Source organism: Mycobacterium sp. Aquia_213 (assembly GCF_026625985.1).
Taxonomy (GTDB): Bacteria; Actinomycetota; Actinomycetes; order Mycobacteriales; family Mycobacteriaceae; genus Mycobacterium.
This window is the reverse complement of the sequence record NZ_CP113116.1, coordinates 4,730,253-4,755,585: the sequence shown is the minus strand read 5'-3', so window position 1 is coordinate 4,755,585 and position 25,333 is coordinate 4,730,253. Positions and strand designations below refer to the sequence as shown.

24 protein-coding genes are annotated in these 25,333 nt (G+C 68.5%); 12 read left to right on the top strand and 12 right to left on the bottom strand.

Annotation, left to right across the window (positions count from 1 at the left end):
* Positions 1-15 precede the first annotated feature (15 nt).
* From LMQ14_RS22010 to LMQ14_RS21995, 4 genes are read right to left on the bottom strand one after another with little or no spacing between them, the layout of a single operon-like run.
* On the bottom strand, positions 16-4,569 hold the full coding sequence (locus LMQ14_RS22010) for an ATP-dependent helicase (RefSeq protein WP_267731690.1): 4,554 nt from the start codon (positions 4,567-4,569) through the stop codon (positions 16-18).
* Between the two features lie 34 nt (positions 4,570-4,603).
* Positions 4,604-5,275 (bottom strand): TetR/AcrR family transcriptional regulator, encoded by a 672-nt coding sequence (locus LMQ14_RS22005; RefSeq protein WP_267731689.1) that lies wholly within the window; start codon positions 5,273-5,275, stop codon positions 4,604-4,606.
* A 46-nt stretch (positions 5,276-5,321) separates the two neighbouring features.
* A complete protein-coding gene (locus tag LMQ14_RS22000) occupies positions 5,322-6,845 on the bottom strand; it encodes an aldehyde dehydrogenase family protein (protein WP_420714555.1) in 1,524 nt (507 codons plus the stop codon).
* Entirely contained in the window at positions 6,842-8,077 is a 1,236-nt protein-coding gene (locus LMQ14_RS21995; protein ID WP_267731688.1) for a 2-oxoadipate dioxygenase/decarboxylase family protein, read from the bottom strand. The genes LMQ14_RS22000 and LMQ14_RS21995 overlap by 4 nt, the downstream gene beginning before the upstream one ends.
* A 15-nt stretch (positions 8,078-8,092) precedes the next feature.
* Here LMQ14_RS21995 and LMQ14_RS21990 point away from each other — a divergent pair, with 15 nt between their 5' ends.
* The 6 genes from LMQ14_RS21990 to LMQ14_RS21965 all read left to right on the top strand — a co-directional run bounded on the left by LMQ14_RS21990 (position 8,093) and on the right by LMQ14_RS21965 (position 12,277).
* Positions 8,093-8,545, top strand: coding sequence for an Lrp/AsnC family transcriptional regulator (locus LMQ14_RS21990; protein ID WP_267731687.1), 453 nt, complete (start codon positions 8,093-8,095; stop codon positions 8,543-8,545).
* Between the two features lie 53 nt (positions 8,546-8,598).
* A complete protein-coding gene (gene lat / locus LMQ14_RS21985) occupies positions 8,599-9,936 on the top strand; it encodes an L-lysine 6-transaminase (RefSeq protein WP_267731686.1) in 1,338 nt (445 codons plus the stop codon).
* Between the two features lie 62 nt (positions 9,937-9,998).
* On the top strand, positions 9,999-10,382 hold the full coding sequence (locus tag LMQ14_RS21980; RefSeq protein WP_267731685.1) for a hypothetical protein: 384 nt from the start codon (positions 9,999-10,001) through the stop codon (positions 10,380-10,382).
* A gap of 30 nt (positions 10,383-10,412) precedes the next feature.
* Positions 10,413-10,724: a protein UsfY gene (gene usfY / locus LMQ14_RS21975; protein WP_267731684.1), complete on the top strand. Its 312-nt coding sequence runs from the start codon at positions 10,413-10,415 to the stop codon at positions 10,722-10,724.
* A gap of 324 nt (positions 10,725-11,048) precedes the next feature.
* Positions 11,049-11,486 (top strand): ATP-binding protein, encoded by a 438-nt coding sequence (locus tag LMQ14_RS21970; RefSeq protein WP_267731683.1) that lies wholly within the window; start codon positions 11,049-11,051, stop codon positions 11,484-11,486.
* The gene (locus LMQ14_RS21965) at positions 11,483-12,277 is read left to right on the top strand and encodes an RNA polymerase sigma factor SigF (protein ID WP_267731682.1); all 795 of its coding nucleotides are present in this window, start codon (positions 11,483-11,485) and stop codon (positions 12,275-12,277) included. The genes LMQ14_RS21970 and LMQ14_RS21965 overlap by 4 nt, the downstream gene beginning before the upstream one ends.
* Here the strand turns inward: LMQ14_RS21965 and LMQ14_RS21960 are convergent.
* From LMQ14_RS21960 to LMQ14_RS21930, 7 genes are all read right to left on the bottom strand, one after another.
* A complete protein-coding gene (locus LMQ14_RS21960) occupies positions 12,248-12,661 on the bottom strand; it encodes an STAS domain-containing protein (RefSeq protein WP_267731681.1) in 414 nt (137 codons plus the stop codon). The two genes, LMQ14_RS21965 and LMQ14_RS21960, sit on opposite strands and share 30 nt — an antisense overlap.
* Before the next feature lie 185 nt (positions 12,662-12,846).
* Positions 12,847-14,643 (bottom strand): acetyl-CoA carboxylase biotin carboxylase subunit, encoded by a 1,797-nt coding sequence (locus LMQ14_RS21955; protein WP_267731680.1) that lies wholly within the window; start codon positions 14,641-14,643, stop codon positions 12,847-12,849.
* A gap of 131 nt (positions 14,644-14,774) precedes the next feature.
* A complete protein-coding gene (locus LMQ14_RS21950; RefSeq protein ID WP_267731679.1) occupies positions 14,775-15,197 on the bottom strand; it encodes a SufE family protein in 423 nt (140 codons plus the stop codon).
* Positions 15,194-16,099 (bottom strand): sulfurtransferase, encoded by a 906-nt coding sequence (locus LMQ14_RS21945; protein ID WP_267731678.1) that lies wholly within the window; start codon positions 16,097-16,099, stop codon positions 15,194-15,196. The genes LMQ14_RS21950 and LMQ14_RS21945 overlap by 4 nt, the downstream gene beginning before the upstream one ends.
* 10 nt (positions 16,100-16,109) lie before the next feature.
* Positions 16,110-16,766: a Maf family protein gene (locus LMQ14_RS21940; RefSeq protein WP_267731677.1), complete on the bottom strand. Its 657-nt coding sequence runs from the start codon at positions 16,764-16,766 to the stop codon at positions 16,110-16,112.
* Positions 16,763-17,005: an acyl-CoA carboxylase subunit epsilon gene (locus tag LMQ14_RS21935; RefSeq protein ID WP_267731676.1), complete on the bottom strand. Its 243-nt coding sequence runs from the start codon at positions 17,003-17,005 to the stop codon at positions 16,763-16,765. The genes LMQ14_RS21940 and LMQ14_RS21935 overlap by 4 nt, the downstream gene beginning before the upstream one ends.
* A complete protein-coding gene (locus LMQ14_RS21930; protein WP_267731675.1) occupies positions 17,002-18,642 on the bottom strand; it encodes an acyl-CoA carboxylase subunit beta in 1,641 nt (546 codons plus the stop codon). Before LMQ14_RS21930 ends, LMQ14_RS21935 begins: the two co-directional genes overlap by 4 nt.
* A 39-nt stretch (positions 18,643-18,681) precedes the next feature.
* Here LMQ14_RS21930 and LMQ14_RS21925 point away from each other — a divergent pair, with 39 nt between their 5' ends.
* From LMQ14_RS21925 to LMQ14_RS21915, 3 genes are read left to right on the top strand one after another with little or no spacing between them, the layout of a single operon-like run.
* Positions 18,682-20,238 carry an FAD-binding protein gene (locus tag LMQ14_RS21925; protein ID WP_267731674.1) on the top strand — a complete coding sequence of 519 codons (1,557 nt, stop codon included), beginning with the start codon at positions 18,682-18,684 and terminating at the stop codon, positions 20,236-20,238.
* 25 nt (positions 20,239-20,263) lie between these two features.
* The gene (locus LMQ14_RS21920; protein WP_267731673.1) at positions 20,264-21,079 is read left to right on the top strand and encodes a biotin--[acetyl-CoA-carboxylase] ligase; all 816 of its coding nucleotides are present in this window, start codon (positions 20,264-20,266) and stop codon (positions 21,077-21,079) included.
* Between the two features lie 9 nt (positions 21,080-21,088).
* A complete protein-coding gene (locus LMQ14_RS21915; protein ID WP_267731672.1) occupies positions 21,089-21,607 on the top strand; it encodes a PH domain-containing protein in 519 nt (172 codons plus the stop codon).
* Here the strand turns inward: LMQ14_RS21915 and LMQ14_RS21910 are convergent.
* Positions 21,562-22,221 carry a GtrA family protein gene (locus tag LMQ14_RS21910; RefSeq protein WP_267731671.1) on the bottom strand — a complete coding sequence of 220 codons (660 nt, stop codon included), beginning with the start codon at positions 22,219-22,221 and terminating at the stop codon, positions 21,562-21,564. The two genes, LMQ14_RS21915 and LMQ14_RS21910, sit on opposite strands and share 46 nt — an antisense overlap.
* 110 nt (positions 22,222-22,331) lie before the next feature.
* Between LMQ14_RS21910 and LMQ14_RS21905 the strand changes: the two genes are divergently transcribed.
* The 3 genes from LMQ14_RS21905 to LMQ14_RS21895 are packed head-to-tail and all read left to right on the top strand — an operon-like array spanning position 22,332 to position 25,247.
* On the top strand, positions 22,332-23,546 hold the full coding sequence (locus LMQ14_RS21905; protein ID WP_267731670.1) for a 5-(carboxyamino)imidazole ribonucleotide synthase: 1,215 nt from the start codon (positions 22,332-22,334) through the stop codon (positions 23,544-23,546).
* Entirely contained in the window at positions 23,539-24,054 is a 516-nt protein-coding gene (purE, locus tag LMQ14_RS21900; RefSeq protein ID WP_267731669.1) for a 5-(carboxyamino)imidazole ribonucleotide mutase, read from the top strand. Before LMQ14_RS21905 ends, purE begins: the two co-directional genes overlap by 8 nt.
* Positions 24,055-24,077: 23 nt before the next feature.
* Positions 24,078-25,247, top strand: a complete 1,170-nt coding sequence (locus tag LMQ14_RS21895) for an acyl-CoA dehydrogenase (RefSeq protein WP_267731668.1) — start codon at positions 24,078-24,080, stop codon at positions 25,245-25,247.
* Positions 25,248-25,333 lie beyond the last annotated feature (86 nt).

Below are 25,333 nucleotides of genomic sequence, written 5' to 3'. Positions count from 1 at the left end.
GGTCTCCGGGCCTGGTCACCGCAGCCGCATTCCGCGTGGGGTGCGGGCGAAGCCGGCGTCGGACAGCGCCCCGGCGACCGGACTCGGCCCGCCGGCCAGCGGCTGCAGCGCCGGCACCCCGTCGATGCGTTCGACGAGGATCGAGTCGACGCGTCGCGCGGTGACCAGATCGGCCAGCCCCTGGGCCGCCGCGTGATTGGCGCCGGGATCGTCGGTGAACGTCAGCAGTGACCGCCCGCCGCGCTCGAGGAACCAGGCCAGTTCGCCGTCGACCAGCACCACGAGCGCGCCGGCCTTGCGGCCCGGGCGTGCCGCGTCCGTCGCGGGCCAGGGCAACGCGGCGCCGTACGGGTTCGCCGGGTCGGCCGCGGCCAGCACGACCGCCCGGTATTCGGGCCGCTCCGGGTCGATCCCGTCGAGGTAGCTGCGCAGCCGGTCGACGGTCGAGGCGACGGCGAATTGGGCGCCGCCCAGCGACTCGACGAAGTACCCGCGCTGACACCTGCCCGCCTCTTCGAATGTGCTCAGCACCTTGTAGAGGGTGGCGAATCCGCCCGGCACATTCTCCGCCGTCACCGCGCCTCTGGTCAGGACGCCGTGCCGGTTCAGCAGCAGGTCGGCTTGGTAGTGGGCACGCAGGGTGGAGTCGGGCTCGGGGGCGGGCAGTGCCGACCAGCGCCCGGCCACGCTGGGGTCGGTGGTGCGAGCTTGGGGATGTGCGACGCTGTACCGGCTCAGCCGCGGCGCCCGGCGCGTGCGGTGCGCGGGGGCGGAGCGCTTGCGGGCGCCGGTACCCGTCAGCAGCGCACGCACCGGGGCGAACGTGTCGCCGGTGATCCAGCCGGCCCAGATCAGTTCCCACAGCGCGGCTTTGAGCGCGGTGTCGGAGAGGTCAGGGGCCAGCTGGCGGAAGAAGTACGCGCCGCCGCCGGCCAGCGTCTCGAGGATCGCGCGATGGGTGTCGGTGAAGTCGATCTCGTCGGGTGCCGTCAGGCTCAACGGGGCCGAATCGCTGGCGTGCAGCGCGATCCACCCGTCGCTGCCCGAGATCGACCCGGCGCCCGACCAGGTGACCTCCCCGGCCGCCAGCAGCTCGTCGAGCATCGCGGGCGAATAGTCACGCACCCGCGGTGCCAGCACCAGCGGTTCGAGCGCCGACGCCGGTATCCGAACACCGGCCAGCTGATCGACGACCGACAGCAGCCCGTCGCTGCCGCTGGCGGTGCCCAGCTGATGCCACGCGGGCAGGAACCGCCCGTAGGCGGCGGTGCTGACCGGCTCGACCTGGGCGCGCAGCGCCGCCAGCGAACGGCGCCGCAGAATCCGCAACACGTCGGCGTCACACCATTGTTCGCCGCCGACGCCGCCCACGCCGGAGGCGACCTCGGGAGTGACGAAGTCGCCGCGTACCAGTCGGCCCTCGTTGGCCAGCCGGCCCAGCACGTCGGCCGTCACCCGTAGGCCCAACCCGAACCGGGCGGCCGCCTCGGCCGTGGTGAACGGGGTGCGGGTGCGCGCGTAGCGGCCCAGCAGCTCGCCGAGTGGGTCGGCCACCTGCTCGGTGAACGCGGCCGGGACGCCCAGCGGGACGGCCACGCCGACCGCGTCGCGCAGCCGGCCGACGTCCTCGATGGCCACCCACCAGCTGCGGTCGGCGAACGACACGGTCAGCGCGCGCCGGGCGGCGCGCAGGCCTTCCAGCCAGCCGCCAATATTGATGCCGTCGGCGGCCTCGCAGCGCGCGGCGACCTCGTCTTCGGTCAGCGGGCCCAGCAGCCGCAGCAGGTCCACGACGGCCTCGGCATCGCGGGCGGCCCGGTCGGCGGTCAGATGCTGCAACTGGCGGCCGGTCGCGGCGACGACCTCGGGATCGAGCAATTCGCGCAGTTCCACCCGCCCGAGCAGCTCGGCCAGCAGCGTGCTGTCCAGCGACAGGGCCGCGGCCCGCCGCTCGGCGAGCGGGGAATCGCCCTCGTACATGAACGCGCCGACGTAGCCGAACAACAGCGACGCCGCGAACGGCGATGGCCTGGCCGTTTCGGCCTCGAGCACTCGTACCCGCCGCGCGGCGATGCCGGTCATCAAATCGACCAGTGCCGGTACGTCGTACACGTCCTGCAGGCATTCCCTCACGGTCTCCAGCACGATCGGGAAGTCGGGGTATTTGCGGGCCACTTCCAGCAATTGCGCCGCGCGCTGGCGCTGATGCCACAGCGGCGAGCGCTTGCCCGGGTGCCGGCGCGGCAGCAGCAGCGCGCGCGCCGCGCATTCCCGGAACCGCGACGCGAACAACGCCGAACCGCCCACCTCGGCGGTGACGATAGGGTCGATCTCGTCGGCGTCGAAGACGAAAATCTCTGCGCCGGGCGGGATTTCCTCGAGCGTGTCCGGCAGATGCACGACGATGCCGTCGTCGGAGGCGGTCGGCTTTTCGTCGATGCCGTAGCGTTCGGCCAGCCGCCGGCCCACCGCCAGTGCGAGCGGCCCGTGTACCCGCAGCCCGTACGGCGAGTGCAGGATCACCCGCCAGTCACCCAGCTCGTCGCGGAACCGCTCGACCAGCAGGGTGGTGTCGGTGGGCACCGTCCCGGTGGCGGTCCGCTGGTCGTCGAGCAACACCCATAGGTTATCGGTCGCATAGTCGTTGAAACCCAAAGCGGCACAACGTGTTCCGAACGCTTCCCGATCCAGGTTGGCCAGTTCGCCGGTGAATGCGCCGAGCGCGGCGCCGAGTTCGGCGGGGCGGCCCACGTCGTCGCCGCGCCAGAACGGCAGCCGGGCGGGCAGGCCCGGCGCCGGAATCACTAATACCCGGTCGTGGGTGATCTCGGTGATCCGCCAGCTGGTCGCCCCGAGCGAGATGACGTCGCCGGGACGTGACTCGTAGACCATCTCCTCGTCGAGTTCACCGACCCGCGAAGGCTTTTCGGCCTCGCTGGCCAGGTAGACGGTGAACATCCCGCGATCGGGGATCGCGCCACCGGAGGTGACGGCCAGCCGCTGCGCGCCGGGCCGGGCGGTCAGCGTTCCGGTGTCGCGGTCGTAGACCAGCCGCGGTCGCAGCTCGGCGAATTCGGTGGACGGGTACTTGCCGCTCAAAAGATCCAGGGTGGCCTCGTACACGCTGCGCGGCAGGGTCGAGAACGGCGCGGCCCGCCGCACCGTGTCGAACCACCGGTCGGCGTCCAGCGGCTCCAGCGCGGCCGCCGCGACGGTCTGTTGCGCCAGGATGTCGAGCGGGTTGGCGGGCACCCGCATCGTCTCGATCTGCCCGGCCAGCATCCGTTGCACGGCCACGGCGCAGCTGATCAGGTCGGTGCGGTGCTTGGGGAACAGCACGCCGCGCGAGACCTCACCGACCTGATGGCCGGCCCGCCCGATGCGTTGCAGGCCGCTGGCCACCGACGGCGGCGCCTCCACCTGGATCACCAGGTCGACGGCCCCCATGTCGATGCCCAGTTCCAGGCTGGACGTGGCCACCACCGCCTTGAGCAGTCCGCGCTTGAGGTCCTCTTCGACCAGCGCGCGCTGCTCCTTGCTGACCGACCCGTGGTGGGCGCGGGCCAGCACCGCATCGGCGCCGTAGGTCTGGCCGCTGCCCATGATGTGTGCCGGCGCCCCACCGGGCACCTTGCGATTGGCCTCGGTCGACAGTTCGACGCCGCTGCGTTCGGCGTGAATCTCGTTGAGCCGCGCGGTAAGTCGCTCCGCCAGCCGCCGCGAGTTGGCGAACACGATCGTCGAGCGGTGCGCCTCGATCAGGTCGACCAGGCGGGCCTCGACATCGGGCCAGATCGTGTTGTCGGTCAGGTTGGCCATGTCGGGCACCGGCACCTGCACGGTGAGCTGGAAGGACTTGGCCGACGGGGGAGCCACGATCGTGGTCGGGCGCAGGCCGGACAGGAACCGCGCCAGCTCCTCGGGCGGGCGCACCGTCGCCGACAATCCGATGCGCTGCGCGGGCGGCCCGTCGCGCAGGTCGTCGAGCCGCTCCAGCGACACCGCCAGGTGTGCGCCGCGCTTGCCGGCGGCGATCGCGTGCACCTCGTCGACGATCACCGTCTGGACGCCGGCCAGGGTTTCGCGCGCGGCCGAGGTCAGCATCAGAAACAGCGACTCGGGCGTGGTGATCAGCACGTCGGGCGGGGAGTTGATGAGTTGTCGACGCTGCGCCGGCGGGGTGTCACCCGAGCGGACCCCGACGCTGATCTCGGGTGCGGGCAGACCGTGGCGCTCGGCGATCCTGGTCAGCCCGGCCAGCGGGGTGCGCAGGTTGCGCTCGACGTCGACGGCCAGCGCCTTGAGCGGTGACACGTACAGCACGCGGGTGCCGTGGGGGCACCTCCCGCTTGCGGGGGACGGACGCTCGGCCGGCCCGGCCAAGGAGTCCAGGGCCCACAGGAACGCCGCCAGCGTCTTACCGGATCCGGTCGGGGCGATGACCAGCGTGTTGTTGCCGTCGGCAATGGCGTCCCAGGCTGCCGCCTGCGCGGTGGTCGGGGCGGGAAAGGTGCTACTGAACCACTCGCGCGTGATCGCGCTGAACCGCTCGAGTGCTTCGGTGCTCACCTAGCCATCGTGCCAACAGGCACCGACAAAATGTCTACTGCGGTTGATGACGAGCGGTCGCCATCGCGTGCGCGAGTTCCTCGGGAATCTCGGGCACCCGGGTGATCGCGTCGAGCAGCGTATGCGCGCACGAGTCGGCGAGGCGCTCGGCGCTGGTGGTCGGGTCCATGATGCGCTGGCGGCACAGTTCGAAGGTGAACGCGATCCAGCCGTTGAGGATCACCCGCAGGTCCCGCTCGATATCCGGCTCCAGCTTCGCGCCCGGAACCGCGACCACGACCTCCTGGATGCGGGTCATGATGTGCTCGAGCTGACGGTTCTTGGCGTCGTCTTCGACGCCGAGCAGAACCGGGTCGGACCGGCCCAGGCCGACGTAGGCCGCCCAGGCGGCTTCCGGGTTCTGTTCGTGGTAGGCCATGTAGGCCAGCACGCCCATCCGCGCCTCTTCGAACATCGTCAGCCCGGCCATCGGCTCTTTGTTGGTGGCTTCGTAGAGCCGGTCGGCTTCGTCCTTGACGACCGCGGCGAAAAACGCTCGCTTGTCCGGGAAGTAGTGATACATCAGAGCGCGGGAGACGCCCGCACGCTCGGCGATCTCGTCAATGCGGACCTCGTCGTAGGGCCGCTTCCCGAAGACTTCCGCCCCTAACGCAAGCAGTTCGGCGCGCCGATCCTCGGGGGACAGCCGCCTCCTAGCCGTTGGCATGTGTCAGATAGTACTCACGAAGGGGCAGCGATAATTCAGACTGCGTTTATCCGAACTCCACGCCTTGCGCCAACGGCAGCTCGCTGGAGTAGTTGACGGTGTTGGTGGCACGTCGCATGTAGGCCTTCCATGCGTCCGACCCGGATTCCCGTCCGCCGCCGGTTTGCTTCTCGCCGCCGAACGCACCACCGATTTCGGCCCCCGACGTGCCGATATTGACGTTGGCGATACCACAATCGGAGTCGTTCAGGAATCGCTCGGCCTCACGCAGGTCGGTGGTGAAGATGGCCGACGAGAGCCCTTGCGGCACGCCGTTGTTGAGCGCGATCGCCTCGTCCAGGTCGTCGTAGGTCAGCACGTAGAGGATCGGCGCGAACGTCTCGGCCGCCACGATGTCGGTCTGTGCGGGCATGCGCACCACGGCCGGCGCGACGTAGTAGGCGCCGGGGTGCTCGGCGGCCATGGCGTCCTGGTGCTCGCCGCCGAAGACCTTGCCGCCGTCGGCGCGCGCCTGTTCCAGCGCGCCCACCATGTCGCGGTAGGCGGTCTCGTGAATCAGCGGGCCGATGAGCGTGTCGGGTGCCGACGGGTCGCCGATCGGCAGTTGCGCACAGGCCGACACCACCCGCGCAACGACGTCGTCGGCCACCGAGCGATGCACGATCAGCCGGCGCAGGCTGGTGCAACGCTGACCGGCGGTACCGGCGGCGGCGAAGACGATGGCGCGCACCGCCAGGTCCAGGTCGGCCGACGGCGTCACGATCGCCGCGTTGTTGCCGCCCAGCTCCAGCAGCGTCCGCCCGAAACGCGCGGCCACCCGCGGACCGACCTGCTGACCCATCCGCACCGAACCGGTCGCGGATAACAGCGCGACCCGCGGGTCGTCGACCAGCCGCACGCCCAGGTCGCGATCGCCCAGCACCAGCCCGCTCACCGCGGGTGGCGCGCCGACGTCGGCGGCGGCCCGGCTGATCAGCGCCTGACACGCCAGCGCCGTCAACGGCGTCAGCTCCGAGGGCTTCCACACCACCGTGTCCCCGCAGACCAGGGCCACCGCGGTGTTCCACGCCCAGACCGCGACCGGGAAGTTGAACGCGGTGATCACGCCGACCACGCCGAGCGGATGCCAGGTCTCGGCCAACCGGTGGCCGGGACGCTCCGAGGCGATGGTCCGGCCGTAGAGCTGGCGCGACAGGCCGACGGCGAACTGGCAGATGTCGATCATTTCCTGCACTTCGCCCAGGGCTTCGGAGGTGATCTTGCCGACCTCGAGGGTCACCAGCGTCGCGAGGTCGTTCTTGTGTTCGGCGAGCAGTTCGCCGAGCCGGGCCACCAGCGCACCGCGCACCGGTGCCGGGGTGTTGCGCCACGTCGCAAACGCCGCGGCCGCCGCGGCGATGGCGTGCTCGGCCTCTTCATCGGAGGTGGGTGTGACGGTGAAAAGCACCTCACCGGTGATCGGCGTGCCGGCCGCCAGGCCGGGCTCGCCGGGCTCGCCGAGGGCGACATCCGCGCCGCATGCCTGCAGGGCCTGACGTGCCCGGTCCCGCAACTCATCATGGGTCGTCACGCCGATGCCTCCTCATAGAGAGCGTAGGGGTCATGGATATGGTGGCCGATCGCCCCGGCCAGCCACTCGGCGTCGTATCCAGAATCGTCGATGCCGTTGGCTGCCCGGGCGTCGCGGTCCAGGTTGGACCGGAAGATGCCGGCCGCCGAGGCGGGCAGGAAGTCTTCGTAGACGATCGGTGCCGCCGGGTCACCGCCGCGGTAGTACGCCAGCCGCTGCGCGGCCATCGCCGTGTCGGTCGACGGGAAGTAGTCGCCCCAGACCCGGGCGGGATCATCGGCGGCCATCGCCGCGTCGTAGCGCTCGCGCCCGCGCGGGGTCAGCGCCACCCCGCGTGCCTCGACCTCACCGAAGCGCACCCGCAGACTCCCCGAGCTGACGGAGCCGTCCCGGCCGCGAAACAGGCATGGTTCGGCGAGGGCGCGAAATGACGTCTGGCGCAACAACACCGCGGGCCCGTCGGTGCGGGGCGGGCCCTGGATGGCATCGATCATCGTGATGCCGAGCCCGGTCATCCGCCGATACAGCTCGTCGATGTCGAGCACGCGCGGCGTCAGGTGGTTGATGTGGGTGGAACACACCCCCGCGATGTCGGCGGCCACCGCGGAGACCCGCGACAGCTCGTCGTACCAGGACTTGTTGATCGGTTCGCGCGACAGCGCGAACGCGCCCACCGCGGCGGCGACGAACGCGTCGGCCTCCTCGGCCTCGCAGGCGCCCTCGGCGGCGATGAACCGGGCCCGATCGAGCAGCGCGGGGTCGAATAGCCGCCGGCGCGCGATGAACGTCTCGACGCGGGTGCGCAGGTCTGGATCGAAGTACCGCGCATCGCGGGTTGCCAGCATCGACGTGAATACCCGAAAAGGATTGCGCGCCAGCTCGTTTGCGTCGATGGGCCGAAAAGCCGTCGATACCACCGGAATTGGCGAGGCCGCCGATCGCAGGTCGTAGTAACCGACCGGCAGCATGCCGAACGCGGCGAACAAGTCGGCGACGGCGGCCAGCTCGGCCGGGCTGCCCACCCGGATGGCGCCGTGCCGTTCGGCGGTGACTCGCGCCAAGGAGCCGAGCCGTTCGGCGCCCGGATGGCGTGCCGCGTAGTCGGCGTTGACCTGCCCGCTGACCTCGACCAGGGTGCCGTAGGCGGGCACCTCGCCCGCATACATGGCCGACAGCCCCGCCGCGAAGCGCTCGCGAAGCTGCCAGGTCACCAGCCGCTTGGCGGGGCTCATGGATAATTCCCGGCCATGAGTGAGTCGCTCGACGACATCGACCGGATCCTGCTGCGCCGGCTGGTCGCGGACGGACGCGCGACGCTGGCGGACCTGGCCGCGAGCGCCGGGCTGTCGGTCTCGGCGGTCCAGTCCCGGGTGCGCCGGCTGGAGGCGCGCGGCGTGGTCTCGGGGTACTCCGCGCGGATCAACCCCGAGCCGGTCGGGAACCTGCTGTCGGCGTTCGTGGCCATCACTCCTCTAGATCCTTCCCAACCCGATGATGCGCCCGCCCGGCTGGCGCACATCGAGGAGATCGAGGCGTGCCACTCGGTGGCCGGCGAGGAAAGCTACGTCCTGCTGGTGCGCGTCGCGTCCGCGCGGGTGCTCGAGGATCTGCTGCAGCGAATCCGGACCACGGCGAACGTCCAGACCCGCAGCACCATCATCCTCAATACATTTTACAGTGATCGCCAACACATACCGTAAAAGTTACGGCAATGGCGTCATAATTCCGTAAAAACTGAGCTAGCATATCCGGTATGACTGCCGTCCTGAACTCCCTTGCGCTGACCGGCGTGCAGCCCGAACCCGACCGCGTCCATCAGGTGCTGTCGCGCAGCATGCTGGTCGATGGTTTCGATTTCGTGCTCGACCTGACCCGGTCGTCGGGGTCGTATCTGGTCGACGCCCGCGACGGCCGGCGCTACCTCGACATGTTCACCTTCTTCGCCTCGTCGGCGCTGGGGATGAACCACCCGGCCCTGGCCGACGACGGCGAGTTCCGCGCCGAACTCACCGAGGCCGCGCTGAACAAGCCGAGCAACGCCGACGTGTACACGGTGGCAATGGCCGGCTTCGTCGAGACCTTCGCGCGGGTGCTGGGCGACCCGGCGCTGCCGCATTTGTTCTTCGTCGACGGCGGCGCACTGGCGGTGGAGAACGCGCTCAAGGTCGCCTTCGACTGGAAGAGCCGGCATAACGAGCGCCGCGGCCTCGATCCCGAGCTCGGTACCCGGGTGCTGCATCTGCGCGGTGCCTTCCACGGCCGCAGCGGCTACACGCTGTCGCTGACCAACACCAAGCCGGTCACCGTGGACCGCTTCCCGAAGTTCGACTGGCCGCGCATCGACGCGCCCTATCTGCGGCCGGGCACCGATATGGACGCCGCCGAAGCCGAGTCGCTGCGCCAGGCCCGCGCGGCATTCGAGGCCCACCCACACGACATCGCCTGCTTCATCGCCGAGCCGATCCAGGGCGAGGGCGGCGACCGTCACTTCCGCCCGGAGTTCTTCGCCGCGATGCGCGAGTTGTGCGACGAAAACGATGCGCTGCTGATCTTCGACGAGGTGCAGACCGGCTGCGGCTTGACCGGAACCCCTTGGGCCTACCAGCAATTGGGCGTGCAGCCCGATGTGGTGGCGTTCGGCAAGAAGACACAGGTGTGCGGGGTGATGGCCGGCGGGCGGGTCGACGAGATCGCCGACAACGTCTTCGCGGTCTCCTCCCGGATCAACTCGACGTGGGGCGGCAATCTGACCGACATGGTGCGGGCGCGCCGCATCCTGGAGGTCATCGAGGCCGACGGGTTGTGCGACCGCGCCGCCCAGCAGGGCCGCTACCTGCGCGGCTTGCTGGCCGAACTCGCCGACGAGTTCCCGGCGTTGGTGTCCGACCCCCGCGGCCGCGGCCTGATGTGCGCCTTCAGCCTGCCGACCACCGCCGATCGTGACGAGTTGATCCGCCGGCTATGGCACCGCGGGGTGATCGTGTTGCCCGCCGGGCAAGACGGCGTTCGATTCCGCCCCGCGCTGACGGTGTCGCGGGCAGAAATCGAAGTGGCCATCGCGGCGGTTCGTGACGTGCTGAAAAACGGGTAACTAATCCTTTGTTGCCGACGAAAGACTAAGCACAGTCAGCACACGGGATACGAGGTTCTCAAATGCCGAAAGCAGATGAGCGATCACGGGGCGATCGCCTGGGTCAGGAAGACGGCGAGGTGCGCGCCGCCATCCGCTTTGCCGTCTTGGCGACGGCCGCGGGGGTCGGGTTCGTCGTCATGGCCGCCTTGTGGGTCAGTACCTGCCCGGGAACAGCCGTGGACACGGTGGCCTGCGGTGCCCCGCAGCGAACGCTGCTGGCCATCGGGGGACCGCTGATCCTGTTGGCCGGCGGGCTGTGGGCGTTTGTGCGCACCTACCGCGTCTGGCGCATCGAGGGCACCTGGTGGGGATGGCACGGCGCGGGCTGGTTTTTGCTGACGCTGACGATCATCACGGTCTCGATGGGTGTTTCGGCAATTGCCGGCCCGGTGCTGGCTCTGTAACAATCAATGGGTGCGACCGTAGGAGCAGCCATGGGAGACACCTATCGCGATCCCGTCGACCATTTGCGGACGACGCGGCCACTCGCCGGCGAATCACTGATCGACGTACTGCACTGGCCCGGATACCTGATGGTGGTCGCCGGTTTGGTCGCGGTCTGCGGAAGCCTTGCGGCCTTCGGCACCGGACATCAGGACGAGGGCATGACCGCAGGTGTGACGGCGATAGTCGTCACGCTGGCGGGCCTGGTGTGGCTGGCTGTCGAGCACCGGCGGGTGCGCCGGATTTTCAATCGCTGGTACCTCGACCATCCCGACGTGGCCAGGCAATCGCCCGACAGTTAGCACTCGCGCCGCTCACCCCGAAACTCGTGGGTTATGCGCTCCCTCGAGTGGGTATCACGTCTAAACCATGATGAGCGCCTGCCGATGATCTTGCGCGCGGCGCCTACCCCATCATGGGGGACAGAATCATGAAAGCACCGACGTAGATACTTACTGCGATGACGATCAGAAGGACCAGGGTGAATCCGGCAATGAAGGCGATGCGCGCGAGCGTGCGTGTCTGGGGTCTGCCGGTGGTGTCTGGCGCTAACGGATGGGCTGTCGCGTCCAATGGCGCGCTCCAAAGCGAGGGGTAGTGTGAGCCAAACGTTGCCGGGAGACCATATGACCGATAGTGGATTGCGCGCTGACAAGCGTGAACGCGGCCTGAGAGCCGTTGAACTGCATGTTGCTGCGCGCCTGGAGAACCTGGCGATGCTGCGCACGCTAGTGGGCGCGATCGGCACCTACGAAGATCTCGATTTCGACGCCGTCGCGGATCTGCGGCTCGCGGTCGACGAGGTGTGCACCCGGTTGATCCGGTCGGCCACTCCGGACGCGACGCTCATCGTGGTGGTCGACCCGCGCGAAGACGAGTTGGTGGTCGAGGCTTCCGCCGCCTGCGACACCCACGACGTGGTGTCGCCCGGCAGCTTCAGCTGGCATGTCCTGACGTCACTGGCCGACGATGTCCAGACTTTCCACGACGGGCGTGAACCCGGCGAAACCGGCAGCGTATTCGGGATCACACTGACGGCGCGACGGGCGGCCGCTAGCCGGTGACAGCGCAAGCTGGCGGCGGTTCGGGCTCATCACGCCCAAACGAATACGCCGATGTTCCGGATATGTTCCGTGAGCTGGCCACGATCTCGGCTGACTCGGCGGAGTTCCAGCGTCAGCGGGACAAGATCGTGGAGCGGTGTCTGCCGCTGGCCGATCACATCGCCCGCCGGTTCGAGGGCCGCGGCGAGCCGCGCGACGACCTGGTTCAGGTCGCGCGGGTCGGTTTGGTCAACGCCGTGGTGCGCTTCGACGTCGAGACCGGATCGGACTTCGTGTCGTTCGCGGTGCCCACGATCATGGGTGAGGTTCGCCGGCACTTTCGGGACAACAGCTGGTCGGTCAAGGTGCCACGGCGCCTCAAGGAGCTGCATCTGCGGCTCGGCAGCGCCACCGCCGAACTGTCGCAACGCCTCGGGCGGGCGCCTACCGCAACCGAACTCGCCGCCGAGCTGGAAATGGACCGCGCCGAGGTCGTCGAGGGCCTGGTGGCGGGCAGCTCCTACAACACCCTGTCCATCGACAGCGGTGGCGGCGGCGGCGACGAAGAGGACGCCCGCGCCATCGCCGACACGTTGGGCGATGTCGACGCCAGCATCGATCGCATCGAGGACCGCGAGTCGCTACGGCCATTGCTGGAGAGCCTGCCCGAGCGGGAGCGAACGGTGTTGGTGCTCAGGTTCTTTGAGTCGATGACGCAGACGCAGATCGCCGAGCGAGTCGGCATCTCGCAGATGCACGTCTCGCGGCTGCTGGCTAAATCGCTAACGCGCCTGCGCGACCAGTTGGAGTAGCGGCCGCGCGCCAGTCCACGCGACCGGCTCCAGCAGCGGCTCCGCACCCGGCGTCGTCACCGGCAGCGTGCCGTCGGGGTCGCAGACCCGCAACAGCCGCCGGACCGCGGGGCTCGGCACCATCGCCCAGTTCACCTGGGCGCCCGAGCACACCACGTTGATCCGGTGCAGCGCTGAAAAGCCAGCTGTACCAATGAAATCCAGCTCACGCAGGTCGAGGATCACTCGCCTGGCACGCCGCGCATTGCGCTCAACGTAGCTGGCGAGCTGATCCGAGTTCGCGGCGTCGAGCTCGCCGTCGACCGTGATGACCGTGCCCGCCACGCTCGAAAGAGCGCTGAATTGGGCCGTTCGGCATTGTTGCCACGATTGGGCCACAGACATCGCTTCACTCCCTCAACCGAGGATCGGTGTGAGTACTACGCCAACGGCTGCAACGGAGGGAATTCGCCTTCCGCGCGGCGCTGACGTGGTCCGGGCGGCTGTGAACTCAACCTGACCGCAACCCTACCCCCGGTGCCGGAGACCGACAACGTTTCGAGCTGATTCCCAGGAAGCCTGGTCAGCAGCTATTTGATCTCGGCGAGCACCGTGCCCTGAGTGATGGCAGCGCCCGCCTCGACCGCGAGGCCGGTGATGGTGCCCTCCTTGTGCGCGGTGACCGGGTTCTCCATCTTCATCGCCTCGAGGACCACCACCAGATCACCGACGGCGACCTGCTGTCCTTCCTCGACAGCGACCTTGACCACGGTGCCCTGCATCGGCGCGGTGACCGCGTCACCCGAGGCCGCCGCACCGCCGTGCGCACCGCGCTTGCGGGGCTTCGGCTTCTTGCGGACGACGCCGGCCGGGTCGGCGGCCGCGCCGTTGGACAGCGCCAGATCGCCGGGCAGCGACACCTCGAGCCGACGGCCGTCGACCTCGACGACCACCTTCTGCCGCGGCCGTGTCTCGTCCTCGTCGAGGGGCTCGCCGCCGGTGAACGGCTCGATGGTGTTGTCCCACTCGGTCTCGATCCAGCGGGTGTGCACCGTGAAGCTGTTGCCGTCACCGATGAACGCCGGGTCGGACACCACGGCACGGTGGAACGGGATGACGGTGGCCAGGCCCTCGACGTGGAATTCGTCCAGCGCGCGCCGCGAGCGGGCCAGCGCCTCCTCGCGGGTGGCGCCGTACACGATCAGCTTGGACAGCATCGAGTCGAACTGGCCGCCGATCACCGAGCCGGCCTCGACGCCGGAATCCAGCCGGACACCGGGGCCGCTGGGGGTGTCGTACCGGGTCACCGGACCGGGCGCGGGCAGGAAGCCGCGTCCGGCGTCCTCGCCGTTGATCCGGAACTCGATCGCATGCCCGCGCGGCGTCGGGTCTTCGGTGATGTCGAGCTTGTCGCCGTTGGCGATCTTGAACTGCTGCAGCACCAGGTCGATGCCCGCGGTCTCCTCGGTCACCGGGTGTTCGACCTGCAGACGGGTGTTGACCTCCAGGAAGGAGATCAGGCCGTCCTGGCCGACCAGGTACTCGACGGTGCCGGCGCCGTAGTAGTGGGCTTCCTTGCAGATGCGCTTGGCCGATTCGTGGATCTCCTTGCGCTGCGCGTCGGTGAGGAACGGCGCGGGCGCCTCCTCGACCAGCTTCTGGAAGCGGCGCTGCAGCGAGCAGTCGCGGGTGCCGGCGACGACGACGTTGCCGTGCGTGTCGGCGATCACCTGGGCCTCGACGTGGCGCGGCTTGTCCAGGTAGCGCTCGACGAAGCACTCGCCGCGACCGAATGCCGCGACGGCCTCCCGGGTGGCCGACTCGAACAGCTCGGGGATCTCCTCGATGGTGCGGGCCACCTTCATGCCGCGGCCACCGCCACCGAAGGCCGCCTTGATCGCGACCGGTACGCCGTACTCCTTGGCGAAGGCGACCACCTCGTCGGCGTCCTTGACCGGGTCGGGGGTGCCGGGCACCAGCGGGGCCTGCGCGCGGGCGGCGATGTGGCGGGCGGTGACCTTGTCACCGAGGTCGCGGATCGACTGCGGGCTGGGCCCGATCCAGATCAGGTTCGCGTCCAGCACCGCCTGGGCGAAGTCGGCGTTCTCCGACAGGAAGCCGTAGCCCGGGTGGATCGCGTTGGCACCGGACTTCGCTGCCGCGTCGAGAATTTTGGCGAAGTCCAGGTACGACTCGGCGGAAGTCTGACCACCCAGGGCGAACGCCTCGTCGGCCAGGCGCACGTGGGGCGCCTCGGCGTCGGGCTCGGCGTACACCGCCACGCTGGACAGGCCCGCGTCGCGGGCCGCCCGGATCACCCGGACAGCGATTTCGCCGCGGTTGGCGACGAGCACCTTGGAGATCCTTGAGCTGGCGTGACTGGCCACTGCGCCTCCTGTGTTGGCCTATCGGCAGAGATTTTTCTGCGTGCGTCTCTAAGAGAATTTCTTACAACGATTTCGGGGGAAGTCTAAGCGCCGCGCCGCCGGGCCGATGAGGCGGTGTCGGTATTCGGGGGTTACTCGGCGGTATCTCGCAGCCGCCGTTTGATGCGGGCCAGCATCGCCGACATGCCCCGCAATCGCAGCGGGCTGATCAGAGCGGCCAAGCCCAGCTCGCTGTAGAAATCTTCGGGCACCGCCAGGATGTCGGCGGCGGGTTGCTCGTCGAGGCCGGCGGCCAGGATCGAGGCAAATCCGCGGGTGGTCGGCGCTTCGGCGGGAGCGCTGAAATACAGCCGCACCCGATTCCGGTCGTGCGCGTCGACATGCAAGAACAGCGGCGACTGGCACTCGGGAACCGGCTCCATCGCCGCTTCGGCCAGATCGTCAGGCAGGTCCGGCAGGTCGTCGGCGAACTCCAGCAAAAGCTTCAGTTTGTCCTGACCCTGCACTTCGGCGAAGTCGGACACCACCTCGGCTAGGGCAGCGGGCAGAGTCATCGGGCGGGTACTGCTCCCGGTGCCTGTCCTGGTTCCGAGCCCGCGACGATCGGCACCCGCACGGTGTTGCCCCACTCGGTCCAGGACCCGTCGTAATTGCGGACGCCGGGCTTGCCCAGCAAGTGGGTGAGCACGAACCAGGTGTGGCTGGACCGCTCGCCGATGCGGCAGTAGACGACGGTCTTGTCGTCCGGCTGCAGGAAGCTGTACAGCTCCTCGAGCTCCTCGCGGCTGCGGAACCGGCCGCTGTCGTCGACCGCTTTGCCCCACGGGATCGACCGGGCGGTGGGGATGTGGCCGGCGCGCAGCGCGCCCTCTTCGGGATAGTCGGGCATGTGGGTGCGTTCGCCGGTGTACTCGTCGGGCGAGCGCACATCGATCAGCGGCTGGCTGCCCAGGATGTCCAGGACGTCGTCCTTGTAGGCGCGGATCGGTGCGTCGTTGCGCGCGACGACGGGATAGCCCGTCGAGGTCTTGGTCGGCACCTCGAGGCTGGTGTCCCGTCGCTCGGACAGCCACAGGTCACGCCCGCCGTTGAGCAGCCGCACATCCGGGTGGCCGAACAACGTGAAGACCCACAGCGCGTAGGCCGCCCACCAGTTGCTCTTGTCGCCGTAGATCACGACGGTGTCGTCGCGCGAGATGCCCTTGCGGTCCATCAGTTCCGCGAACTGCGCGCCGTCGATGTAGTCGCGGACCCGCGGGTCGTTGAGGTCGGTGTGCCAGTCGATCTTGACCGCGCCGGGGATATGGCCGACGTCGTAGAGCAACACGTCCTCGTCGGATTCGACGATCGCCAGACCGGGCGAGCCCATGTGGCCGGACAACCAGTCGGCGGTGACTAAGCGTTCGGGATGGGCGTAGCCCGACAGCGTCGGGCTTGCATCGGGGGGTAGCGGCACACGGCAAAGCCTACCCAGCGCCCATCGGGGTGCCGACGTTTCCTGCCCACAGTGCCGCGATGGACAGGCCCGCGCGGCGCAGCAGCGTGCGGGTCAGCGGCAATCCGATTCCCACCACCGCCGACGGGTCGCCGTCGACACCGTCGATGAACCATCCGCCCAGGCCGTCCAGGGTGAACCCGCCGGCGACGCGCAACGATTCCCCGTCGGCCAGGTACGCCTCCAGGTCGTCGGGCTCGGGTCTTCCGAAATGCACTGTGGTGACTGATGTTTGCGCTTCACAGTGCACAATGTTGTTGTCCTGCAACCGGATAACGCAGTGGCCGGTATAGAGCTGACCGGCGCGCCCGGCCATCGAACCCCAGAGTTGGCGTGCGGCGGCGATGGACTCCGGTTTACCGCACAGCCGGCCGTCGAGATACAGCATCGAATCACAGCCGATGACAACACAATCCGCCGCGACGGTGGCTTCCAGTTCGCTGGCCACCTGCTCGGCCTTGGCTTGAGCCAGCGCGCAGACCGCGTCACCGGGCGAGGCGTTGGGTCCCAGATCGGCGATCAGGCGATCCTCGTCGACGCCGGAGACGACGACCAGTGGTTCGATCCCCGCCTGGCGCAGCACCTTGAGGCGGCCGCTCGAGGCCGACCCGAGTACCACCCGGGTCATCGCCGCATGTGGACGCGTTCCTGCAGGGTGATTCGCTGGTAGTTGCTGATTGCGTAGCGCAGCCGGTCGACCGGCAGCCCCCAGCGCGTGCTCTCGGGCTGCTCCGGCTGCGCGCCGCCCCCGGCGCTGCCCAGCACGGTGATCAGCGCGGCCAGCTCCGGGGCGGTGGGACGGCCCCGCAGAATCCGGATGTGCGGCGCATGCGGGGTGTCGGCCGCCTCGGTGGTCTCGTCGCTCATAGGGGAATGTTCCCGTGCTTCTTAGGCGGCAGGTGGGAGATCTTGCGTTCCAGCAGGCGCAGCGCCGTGGCGATGTAACCGCGGGTGTGCGACGGCGGGATGACCGAGTCGACGTATCCGCGCTCGGCCGCGACGTACGGGTTGACCAGCGTGTCCTCGTACTCCTGCTGCAGCTGCAGCCGCAGCTCGTCGACGTCGCGGCCTTCCTTGGCGGCTTCCTTGAGCTGCTGGCGGTAGACGAAGCCGACCGCACCGGAGGCACCCATCACCGCGATCTGCGCGGTCGGCCAGGCCAGGTTGACGTCGCAACCCATGTCCTTGGAACCCATCACGCAGTAGGCGCCGCCGTAGGCCTTGCGGGTGATGACGGTGATCTTCGGGACGGTCGCCTCGCCGTAGGCGAACAGCAGCTTGGCCCCGCGCCGGATGATGCCGTTGTATTCCTGGCCGGTGCCCGGCAGGAAGCCCGGCACGTCCACCAGCATGATGATCGGGATGTTGAAGCAGTCGCAGGTTCGCACGAACCGGGCTGCCTTCTCCGAGGCGTTGATGTCCAGGCAGCCCGCGAACTGAGTGGGCTGGTTGGCCACGATCCCGACCGGCCGGCCGTCGACCCGGCCGAAGCCGACGACGATGTTCTGCGCGTAACCGCCCTGAACTTCCAGAAACTCGTCGTCATCGAGGATGCGGGTGATCACCTCGTGCATGTCGTACGGCTGGTTGGGCGAGTCCGGGATCAGGGTGTCCAGCTCGAGGTCCTCGTCGGTGAGGTTCTCCTCGATCGGGCCGTCCGGAGCCGGCACGGCGAACCGGGGCGGGTCGGTGAAGTTGTTGGGCGGCAAGTAGCTCAGCAGGTCGCGGACCCAGTCGAAGGCGTCCTGTTCGCCGGAGGCGACGTAGTGCAACGTGCCCGACTTGGCCATGTGGGTGTGGGCGCCGCCGAGTTCCTCCATCGTGACGTCCTCGCCGGTGACGGTCTTGATGACGTCGGGCCCGGTGATGAACATCTGGCTGGTCTGGTCGACCATCACGACGAAGTCGGTCAGGGCGGGGGAGTACACGTGCCCACCGGCCGCGGCGCCCATGATCAACGAGATCTGCGGGATGACGCCCGACGCCAGGATGTTGTTGCGGAAGATGCGGCTGTACAGACCCAGCGAGACGACGCCTTCCTGGATCCGCGCGCCGGCGCCGTCGTTGATGCCGATCAGCGGGCGGCCGGTCTTGATGGCCAGTTCCTGCACTTTGACGATCTTCTCGCCGTACACCTCGCCGAGGCTGCCGCCGAACACCGTGGCGTCCTGGCTGAAGATGCACACGTCGCGACCCTCGATGGTGCCGTAGCCGGTGATCACGCCGTCGCCCAGCGGCCGGTTGCTTTCCAGCCCGAAGTTGGTGCTGCGGTGCTTGGCCAGCGCATCGAGCTCGACGAACGAGTCGTCGTCGAGCAGCGCGAGGATGCGCTCGCGGGCGGTCAGCTTGCCCTTGGCGTGCACCTTCTCGACGGCCTCTTCGCCCACCGGATGCAGCGCCTCTTCGCGGCGCTTGTGCAGCTCGGCCAGCTTGCCCGCGGTGGTGTGGATGTCGACGGTGTGCTCGGCAGCGGGTTCCGCGGTGTGGTCGGTAACGCTTGTCATGGGAGTCGATGTTACGGGCGCAGATAGGCTGCGCTGACTATGGGCACGGTGGAATGGAGTGAAGAGCACGACGTGCTGGTCGCGGGCTCCGGCGGCGGCGGTGTCACGGGTGCGTACACGTCGGCGCGTGAGGGCCTCGACGTGCTGCTGGTCGAGGCGACTGACAAATTCGGCGGGACGACGGCGTACTCCGGCGGGGGCGGCGTGTGGTTCCCGTGCAATCCCGTGCTCATCCGCGCCGGCATGGACGACGACTCCATCGAGGACGCGCTCACCTACTACCGGGCCGTGGTCGGCGAGCGCACGCCCCGCGAACTCCAGGAGACGTTCGTTCGCGGCGGCGCGCCGCTGATCGAGTACCTGGAGCTCGACCCGATCCTGAAGTTCGTGCCGTTGCCGTGGCCCGACTACTACGGCAAGGCGCCGAAGGCGCGCCTGGACGGTCAGCGCCACATCGCCGCGAAGCCCTGGAAGGTGGCCGCCGCGCCGGAATTGCGCGACGCGATCCGCGGGCCACTGGACACCGACCGGCTCGGTGCCGAGACCCCGTCCGACTACTACCTCGGCGGCCGCGCGCTGATCGCGCGTTTCCTCAAGGCGATCGAGCAGTACCCGACCGCATCGTTGCGACGCGACACCGCGTTGGTCGAGCTGGTGGTGTCCGACGGCGAGGTAACCGGAGCGATCGTCGAGACGGCCGGCGAGCGCCGGGCGATCCGCACCCGATTGGGTGTGCTGCTGGCCGCCGGCGGGTTCGAGGCCAACGAGGAGTTGCGCCGCGAATACGGCGTGCCGGGCGTGGCGCGAGACACCATGGGAGGCCCGGGAAGTCGCGGTCTGGCGCTGCGGGCCGGCATCGCCGCGGGCGCGGACACCGACCTGCTGGATCAGGCCTGGTGGTCACCGGGCATGACCCATCCCGACGGTCGCTCGGCGTTCGCGTTGTGGTTCACCGGCGGCATCTTCGTCAACCAGCACGGCAGCCGGTTCGTCAACGAGTCCCGGGCCTACGACCGGGCCGGGCGCGAGATCATCGCGCAGCTGCAGGACGGCTCAATGTCGTTGCCGTACTGGATGATCTACGACGACAAGGAAGGCGAGGTGCCGCCGGTCAAGGCCGCCAACGTGTCCATCGTCGAGACGCAGAAGTACGTCGATGCCGGGCTGTGGCACACCGCCGACACGCTCGAGGAGCTGGCCGCCAAGATCGGGGTGCCCGGTGACGCGCTGGTCGCAACGGTGGCCCGGTTCAACGGTTTTGCCGCCTCCGGTGTCGACGAGGACTTCGGCCGGGGTGACGAAGCTTTCGATCGCGCCTTCTCGGCGGGCGCGTCGCCGCTGGTGCCCGTCGACTCACCGCCGTACCACGCCGCGGCGTTCGGCATTTCCGATCTGGGCACCAAGGGCGGCCTGCGCACCGACGCCGCGGCGCGGGTGCTCGACACCTCCGGCAACCCCATCCCCGGTCTGTACGCGGCGGGTAACACGATGGCCGCGCCCAGCGGGCTGGCGTATCCGGGCGGGGGCAACCCGATCGGGACCAGCATGCTGTTCAGCCACTTGGCCGCGCTGGACATGCGAGACCGGCGCCGCTGAGCGCCGGCCCTCTAGGCTGGGTCCAGTGACAGACCGAGATCAGCTCCGAACGCCATTGGATGCGGCCGCCCTGCGCGCCGAGCTCGTCGGGACCGGATTGGGTTGGCGGCGACTCGAAGTCGTCGAGCAGACCGGTTCCACGAATGCCGATCTGCTGGCCCGCGCGGCGGCCGGCACCGACATCGCCGGGGCGGTGCTGATCGCCGAACATCAGACCGCCGGTCGCGGGCGGCACGGCCGCGGCTGGACGGCTTCGCCGCGGGCACAGATCACGATGTCGGTCGCGGTGAGCGTCGTCGACGTCCCGGTCACCGGGTGGGGCTGGCTGCCGCTGGCCACCGGTGTGGCGGTGGTCGACGCCGTGGCCCCGCTACTGCAACCGACCGGGGTGGAACTGGGCCTCAAGTGGCCCAACGATGTGCTGGCCGGTGGTGGCAAGCTGGCCGGAATCCTGGCCGAGGTCGCGCGGCCGGTCGTGGTAATTGGCTTGGGGCTCAACGTGACTCAGGCGCCAGAGGAGGTCGACGGGCCGGGGGCGACCTCGCTGTTCGACCTGGGCGTGGCCGCGCTGGACCGCGACCAGCTGGTTCGCACCGTGTTGCGCGAGCTCGGGGGGCGAATCGTCGCGTGGCAGGCCGCGCGCGGGGCCGACTGGCAGTTAGCCGCCGACTACCGGGCGCGCAGCCTGACCATCGGAACCCGGGTGCGCGCGCAGCTGCCCGGCGGCAAGGAAATCGTCGGCACCGCCAGCGGTATCGACGATCACGGCCGGCTGTGTTTGGAGACCGGTAACGAGACCGTCGTCGTTTCTGCCGGTGACGTCGTACATTTGCGGGGCTAATGTCACCACATGAGCTATCCCGATAACGCCCTGGCCGCCGGCGAACAGGTCGTCATCCATCGCCATCCGCACTGGAAGCGATTGATCTGGCCCGTCGTCATTTTCATCCTGGTGACCGGATTGGCGGCGTTCGGTTCCGGCTACGTCAACTCCACGCACTGGGAGCAGATGGCCAAGAACATCGTCCACGGCGTCATCTGGGGGATCTGGTTGGTGATCGTCGGCTGGCTGACGCTGTGGCCGTTCTTGAGTTGGCTCACCACACATTTCGTCGTCACCAATCGACGCGTGATGTATCGGCACGGATTGCTGACCCGCAGTGGTATCGATATCCCGTTGGCGCGGATTAATAGCGTGGAATTCCGGGACAAGATTTGGGAGCGTCCGTTTCGCACCGGGACACTGATTATCGAGTCGGCGTCACAAGATCCGTTGGAGTTCTACAACATTCCGCGGCTGCGCGAGGTACACGCGCTGCTGTATCACGAAGTTTTCGACACCCTGGGTTCCGAGGAGTCGCCGAGCTGAGTGTTCCGGCTCGCCCGGTTGCGCCAGGCGCGCAGCAGGGTGACGTTGCCGGATTCGACCTCGTCCTCGAATACCTCGGCGATCCCGCCCGCGGTGAGCGCGGATTCCAGTGCCTTGTCGGGGTCGCGGGCGAACTGGTCGGGGAATACCCAGCGCCGAAACGCCCAGAAGCGAAATGCCATCTGCAGCAGGTTGCCGATGATGTAGGCCGAGATGAAGTCGGCGATGTTTTCCACCGTCAGCGACACCGTCGGCTCCCGCAGCTGCAGCACGTAGCTGGAAACCCACAGCGGCGCCATGCTCAGCAGCACGCCCACGCCGCTGAACGCGAAGAACAGCAGCGCCTCGTGATGGCGCTCGCGGCCGCCCCGGTTGCGGAAGCTCCACTCCCGGTTCAGCACGTAGGACGCGATGACCGCGACAATGCCCGCGATCACCTTGGCCGTCACCGGCTTGGTGTCCAGAATCGTCAGCTTGAGGGTGTAAAAAATTGCCGAGTCGATGATGAAGGTGGTGCCCCCGACGATGGCAAATTTGATGAATTCATGATGGCGCTGTGCATAGGGCTGAAAGGCCGCTGGCAGGCGCGCGATTGTGGCATCGGCGAAGGACACAACAGGTGAGTGTACGGATGGACTCGAAAATGGCGCAAAATGGTACCTAACGATTTCGCGTCACAGCCGGTCAACACGCCTTTCGTCACGGGTATGTGTGCCGTGACACCATGATGGCCGTGCCGAGTACACGCACTCCGTTGGTCGCCATGGTCGGCGGCGGTCAACTTGCCCGGATGACGCACCAGGCCGCGATCGCGCTGGGGCAGAGCCTGCGGGTGCTGGCCCTCGCCGCCGACGAGCCTGCCGCGCAGGTCACCCCCGATGTGGTGATCGGCTCGCACACCGATCTCGAAGACCTGCGCCGGGTTGCGGCCGGCGCCGACGTGCTGACCTTCGACCACGAACACGTCCCGACCGAGCTGCTGGAGAAGCTGGTCGCCGAGGGCGTCAATGTGGCACCGCCGCCGCACGCTTTGGTGCACGCTCAGGACAAGCTCGTGATGCGCCGCCGGCTGGAAGCCCTCGGTGCCGCGGTGCCGCGGTATGCCGGTATCGAGAACCTGGATGAGCTGGACGCCTTTGCCGCACGCATGGGCGGCCCCGTGGTCGTGAAAGCGGTCCGTGGAGGTTACGACGGGCGCGGGGTGCGGATGGCCCGCGACCCTTTGCACGCCCGCGAAATCGCGGCCACCTTCCTGGCCGATGGGGTGCCGGTGATGGCCGAGGAGCAGGTGAACCTCCGCCGCGAACTGTCGGCGCTGGTGGCCCGCTCGCCGTTCGGCCAGGGCGCGGCGTGGCCGGTGGTGGAGACGGTGCAATCCGACGGCATCTGCGTGCAGGTGGTCGCCCCCGCGCCGGACCTGCCCCAGGGTGTGGCCGCGGCCGCCCAGCAGCTGGCGCTGCGGCTGGCCGACGAACTCGGCGTGGTCGGAGTGCTCGCGGTCGAGCTGTTCGAGACCCGCGAGGGCGCTCTGCTGGTCAACGAGCTCGCGATGCGGCCGCATAACTCCGGGCACTGGACGATGGACGGGTCGCGCACCAGCCAGTTCGAACAGCATCTGCGGGCGGTGCTCGACTACCCGCTCGGCGACACCGATGCCATCGCGCCGGTGACCGTGATGGCCAACGTGCTGGGCGCCCCAGCGGGTTCAGGGCCGCCGCAGATGGCCGTCGACGAGCGGTTGCACCACCTGTACGCGCGGATGCCCGACGCCCGGGTGCACCTGTACGGGAAGGACGAGCGCCCGGGCCGCAAGGTCGGGCACGTCAATTTCCTGGGCGGGGACGTCGCGGACTTGCCGAAGCTGCGTGAACGCGCCGAGCTGGCGGCACACTGGTTGTCACATGGGCAGTGGGCGGACGGATGGGATCCACATGGATGAAACTCCCCGCGTGGGGGTGATCATGGGCAGCGACAGCGACTGGTCGGTGATGGCCGATGCCGCCGCGGCGCTGGCCGAGTTCGATATCCCGGCCGAGGTCCGGGTGGTCTCGGCGCATCGCACCCCGGGCGTGATGTTCGACTACGCCCGCGGCGCGGCCGACCGGGGCATCGAGGTGATCATCGCCGGCGCCGGGGGCGCCGCTCATCTGCCGGGCATGGTCGCGTCCGCGACGCCGCTGCCGGTGATCGGGGTGCCGGTGCCGCTGGCCAGGCTGGACGGGATGGACTCGCTGCTGTCGATCGTGCAGATGCCCGCCGGTGTGCCGGTGGCCACGGTCTCGATCGGCGGCGCCCGCAATGCCGGCCTGCTGGCCGTGCGGATACTCGGTTCCTCCGACCCGGCGCTGCGGGCCCGGATCGTCGCGTTCCAGGAGCAGCTGGCAGAAAGCGTGCGGGCCAAGGATGCGGCCCTGCAGCAGCTCCAGGGTAAAGTTACCGGCGAGTAGCAAGAGGGCTAGGAGATTTCAAGATGGCTGGATGGGCCGGACACCCCGACTTCGATTTGTTCCAATTGCCCGAGGAACACCAGGAGTTAAGGGCCGCGATTCGGGCGCTGGCGGAAAAGGAAATCGCTCCGCACGCCGCCGATGTGGATGAGAATGCGCGGTTCCCGCAGGAGGCGCTGGACGCGCTGAACGCGTCGGGTTTCAACGCCGTGCACGTGCCCGAGGAGTACGGCGGCCAGGGCGCGGACTCCGTCGCGGCCTGCATCGTCATCGAAGAGGTTGCCCGGGTCGACACGTCGGCTTCGCTGATCCCGGCGGTGAACAAGCTCGGCACCATGGGCCTGATCCTGCGCGGCTCCGACGAACTGAAGAAACAGGTATTGCCGTCGATCGCCGATGGCAGCGCGATGGCGTCCTACGCCCTGAGTGAGCGTGAAGCCGGCAGTGACGCGGCCGCGATGCGCACCCGCGCCAAGGCCGACGGGGACGACTGGATTCTCAACGGCGCCAAGTGCTGGATCACCAACGGCGGCAAGTCAACCTGGTACACCGTGATGGCGGTGACCGATCCCGACAAGGGCGCCAACGGCATCTCGTCGTTCATCGTGCACAAGGACGACGAGGGATTCACCGTCGGTCCCAAAGAGAAGAAACTCGGCATCAAGGGCTCACCGACCACCGAGCTCTACTTCGAGAACTGCCGCATCCCGGGCGACCGGATCATCGGCGAGCCCGGCACCGGCTTCAAGACGGCGCTGGCCACCCTGGATCACACCCGTCCGACGATCGGCGCCCAGGCCGTCGGCATCGCGCAGGGCGCGGTGGACGCCGCCATCGCATATACCAAGGACCGCAAGCAGTTCGGCGAGTCGATCAGCAGCTTCCAGGCCGTGCAGTTCATGTTGGCCGATATGGCGATGAAGGTCGAGGCCGCTCGGTTGATGGTCTACAGCGCCGCCGCGCGGGCCGAACGTGGCGAGTCGAATCTGGGTTTCATCTCGGCGGCCTCGAAATGCTTCGCCTCCGATGTCGCGATGGAGGTCACCACCGACGCCGTGCAGCTGTTCGGCGGCGCCGGTTACACCATCGACTTCCCCGTCGAGCGGATGATGCGCGATGCCAAGATCACCCAGATCTACGAAGGCACCAATCAGATTCAGCGCGTGGTGATGTCGCGGGCGCTGCTGCGTTGATCGTTTTCCGGGACCCGATGGTCAGAAATGCAGCTCACCCAATAAGATTTGGCGCTACGACCAAGCTCAGCGTCGGCCGTTCGGAG

Coding starts and splice junctions, on each gene's coding strand:
- LMQ14_RS22005 (WP_267731689.1), bottom strand. CDS start 5,275: ATGCCAACGGCTAGGAGGCGGCTGTCCCCCGAGGATCGGCGCGCCGAA.
- LMQ14_RS21995 (WP_267731688.1), bottom strand. CDS start 8,077: ATGAGCCCCGCCAAGCGGCTGGTGACCTGGCAGCTTCGCGAGCGCTTC.
- LMQ14_RS21990 (WP_267731687.1), top strand. CDS start 8,093: ATGAGTGAGTCGCTCGACGACATCGACCGGATCCTGCTGCGCCGGCTG.
- lat (WP_267731686.1), top strand. CDS start 8,599: ATGACTGCCGTCCTGAACTCCCTTGCGCTGACCGGCGTGCAGCCCGAA.
- LMQ14_RS21980 (WP_267731685.1), top strand. CDS start 9,999: ATGCCGAAAGCAGATGAGCGATCACGGGGCGATCGCCTGGGTCAGGAA.
- usfY (WP_267731684.1), top strand. CDS start 10,413: ATGGGAGACACCTATCGCGATCCCGTCGACCATTTGCGGACGACGCGG.
- LMQ14_RS21970 (WP_267731683.1), top strand. CDS start 11,049: ATGACCGATAGTGGATTGCGCGCTGACAAGCGTGAACGCGGCCTGAGA.
- LMQ14_RS21960 (WP_267731681.1), bottom strand. CDS start 12,661: ATGTCTGTGGCCCAATCGTGGCAACAATGCCGAACGGCCCAATTCAGC.
- LMQ14_RS21950 (WP_267731679.1), bottom strand. CDS start 15,197: ATGACTCTGCCCGCTGCCCTAGCCGAGGTGGTGTCCGACTTCGCCGAA.
- LMQ14_RS21940 (WP_267731677.1), bottom strand. CDS start 16,766: ATGACCCGGGTGGTACTCGGGTCGGCCTCGAGCGGCCGCCTCAAGGTG.
- LMQ14_RS21935 (WP_267731676.1), bottom strand. CDS start 17,005: ATGAGCGACGAGACCACCGAGGCGGCCGACACCCCGCATGCGCCGCAC.
- LMQ14_RS21930 (WP_267731675.1), bottom strand. CDS start 18,642: ATGACAAGCGTTACCGACCACACCGCGGAACCCGCTGCCGAGCACACC.
- LMQ14_RS21925 (WP_267731674.1), top strand. CDS start 18,682: ATGGGCACGGTGGAATGGAGTGAAGAGCACGACGTGCTGGTCGCGGGC.
- LMQ14_RS21915 (WP_267731672.1), top strand. CDS start 21,089: ATGAGCTATCCCGATAACGCCCTGGCCGCCGGCGAACAGGTCGTCATC.
- LMQ14_RS21905 (WP_267731670.1), top strand. CDS start 22,332: ATGATGGCCGTGCCGAGTACACGCACTCCGTTGGTCGCCATGGTCGGC.
- purE (WP_267731669.1), top strand. CDS start 23,539: ATGGATGAAACTCCCCGCGTGGGGGTGATCATGGGCAGCGACAGCGAC.
- LMQ14_RS21895 (WP_267731668.1), top strand. CDS start 24,078: ATGGCTGGATGGGCCGGACACCCCGACTTCGATTTGTTCCAATTGCCC.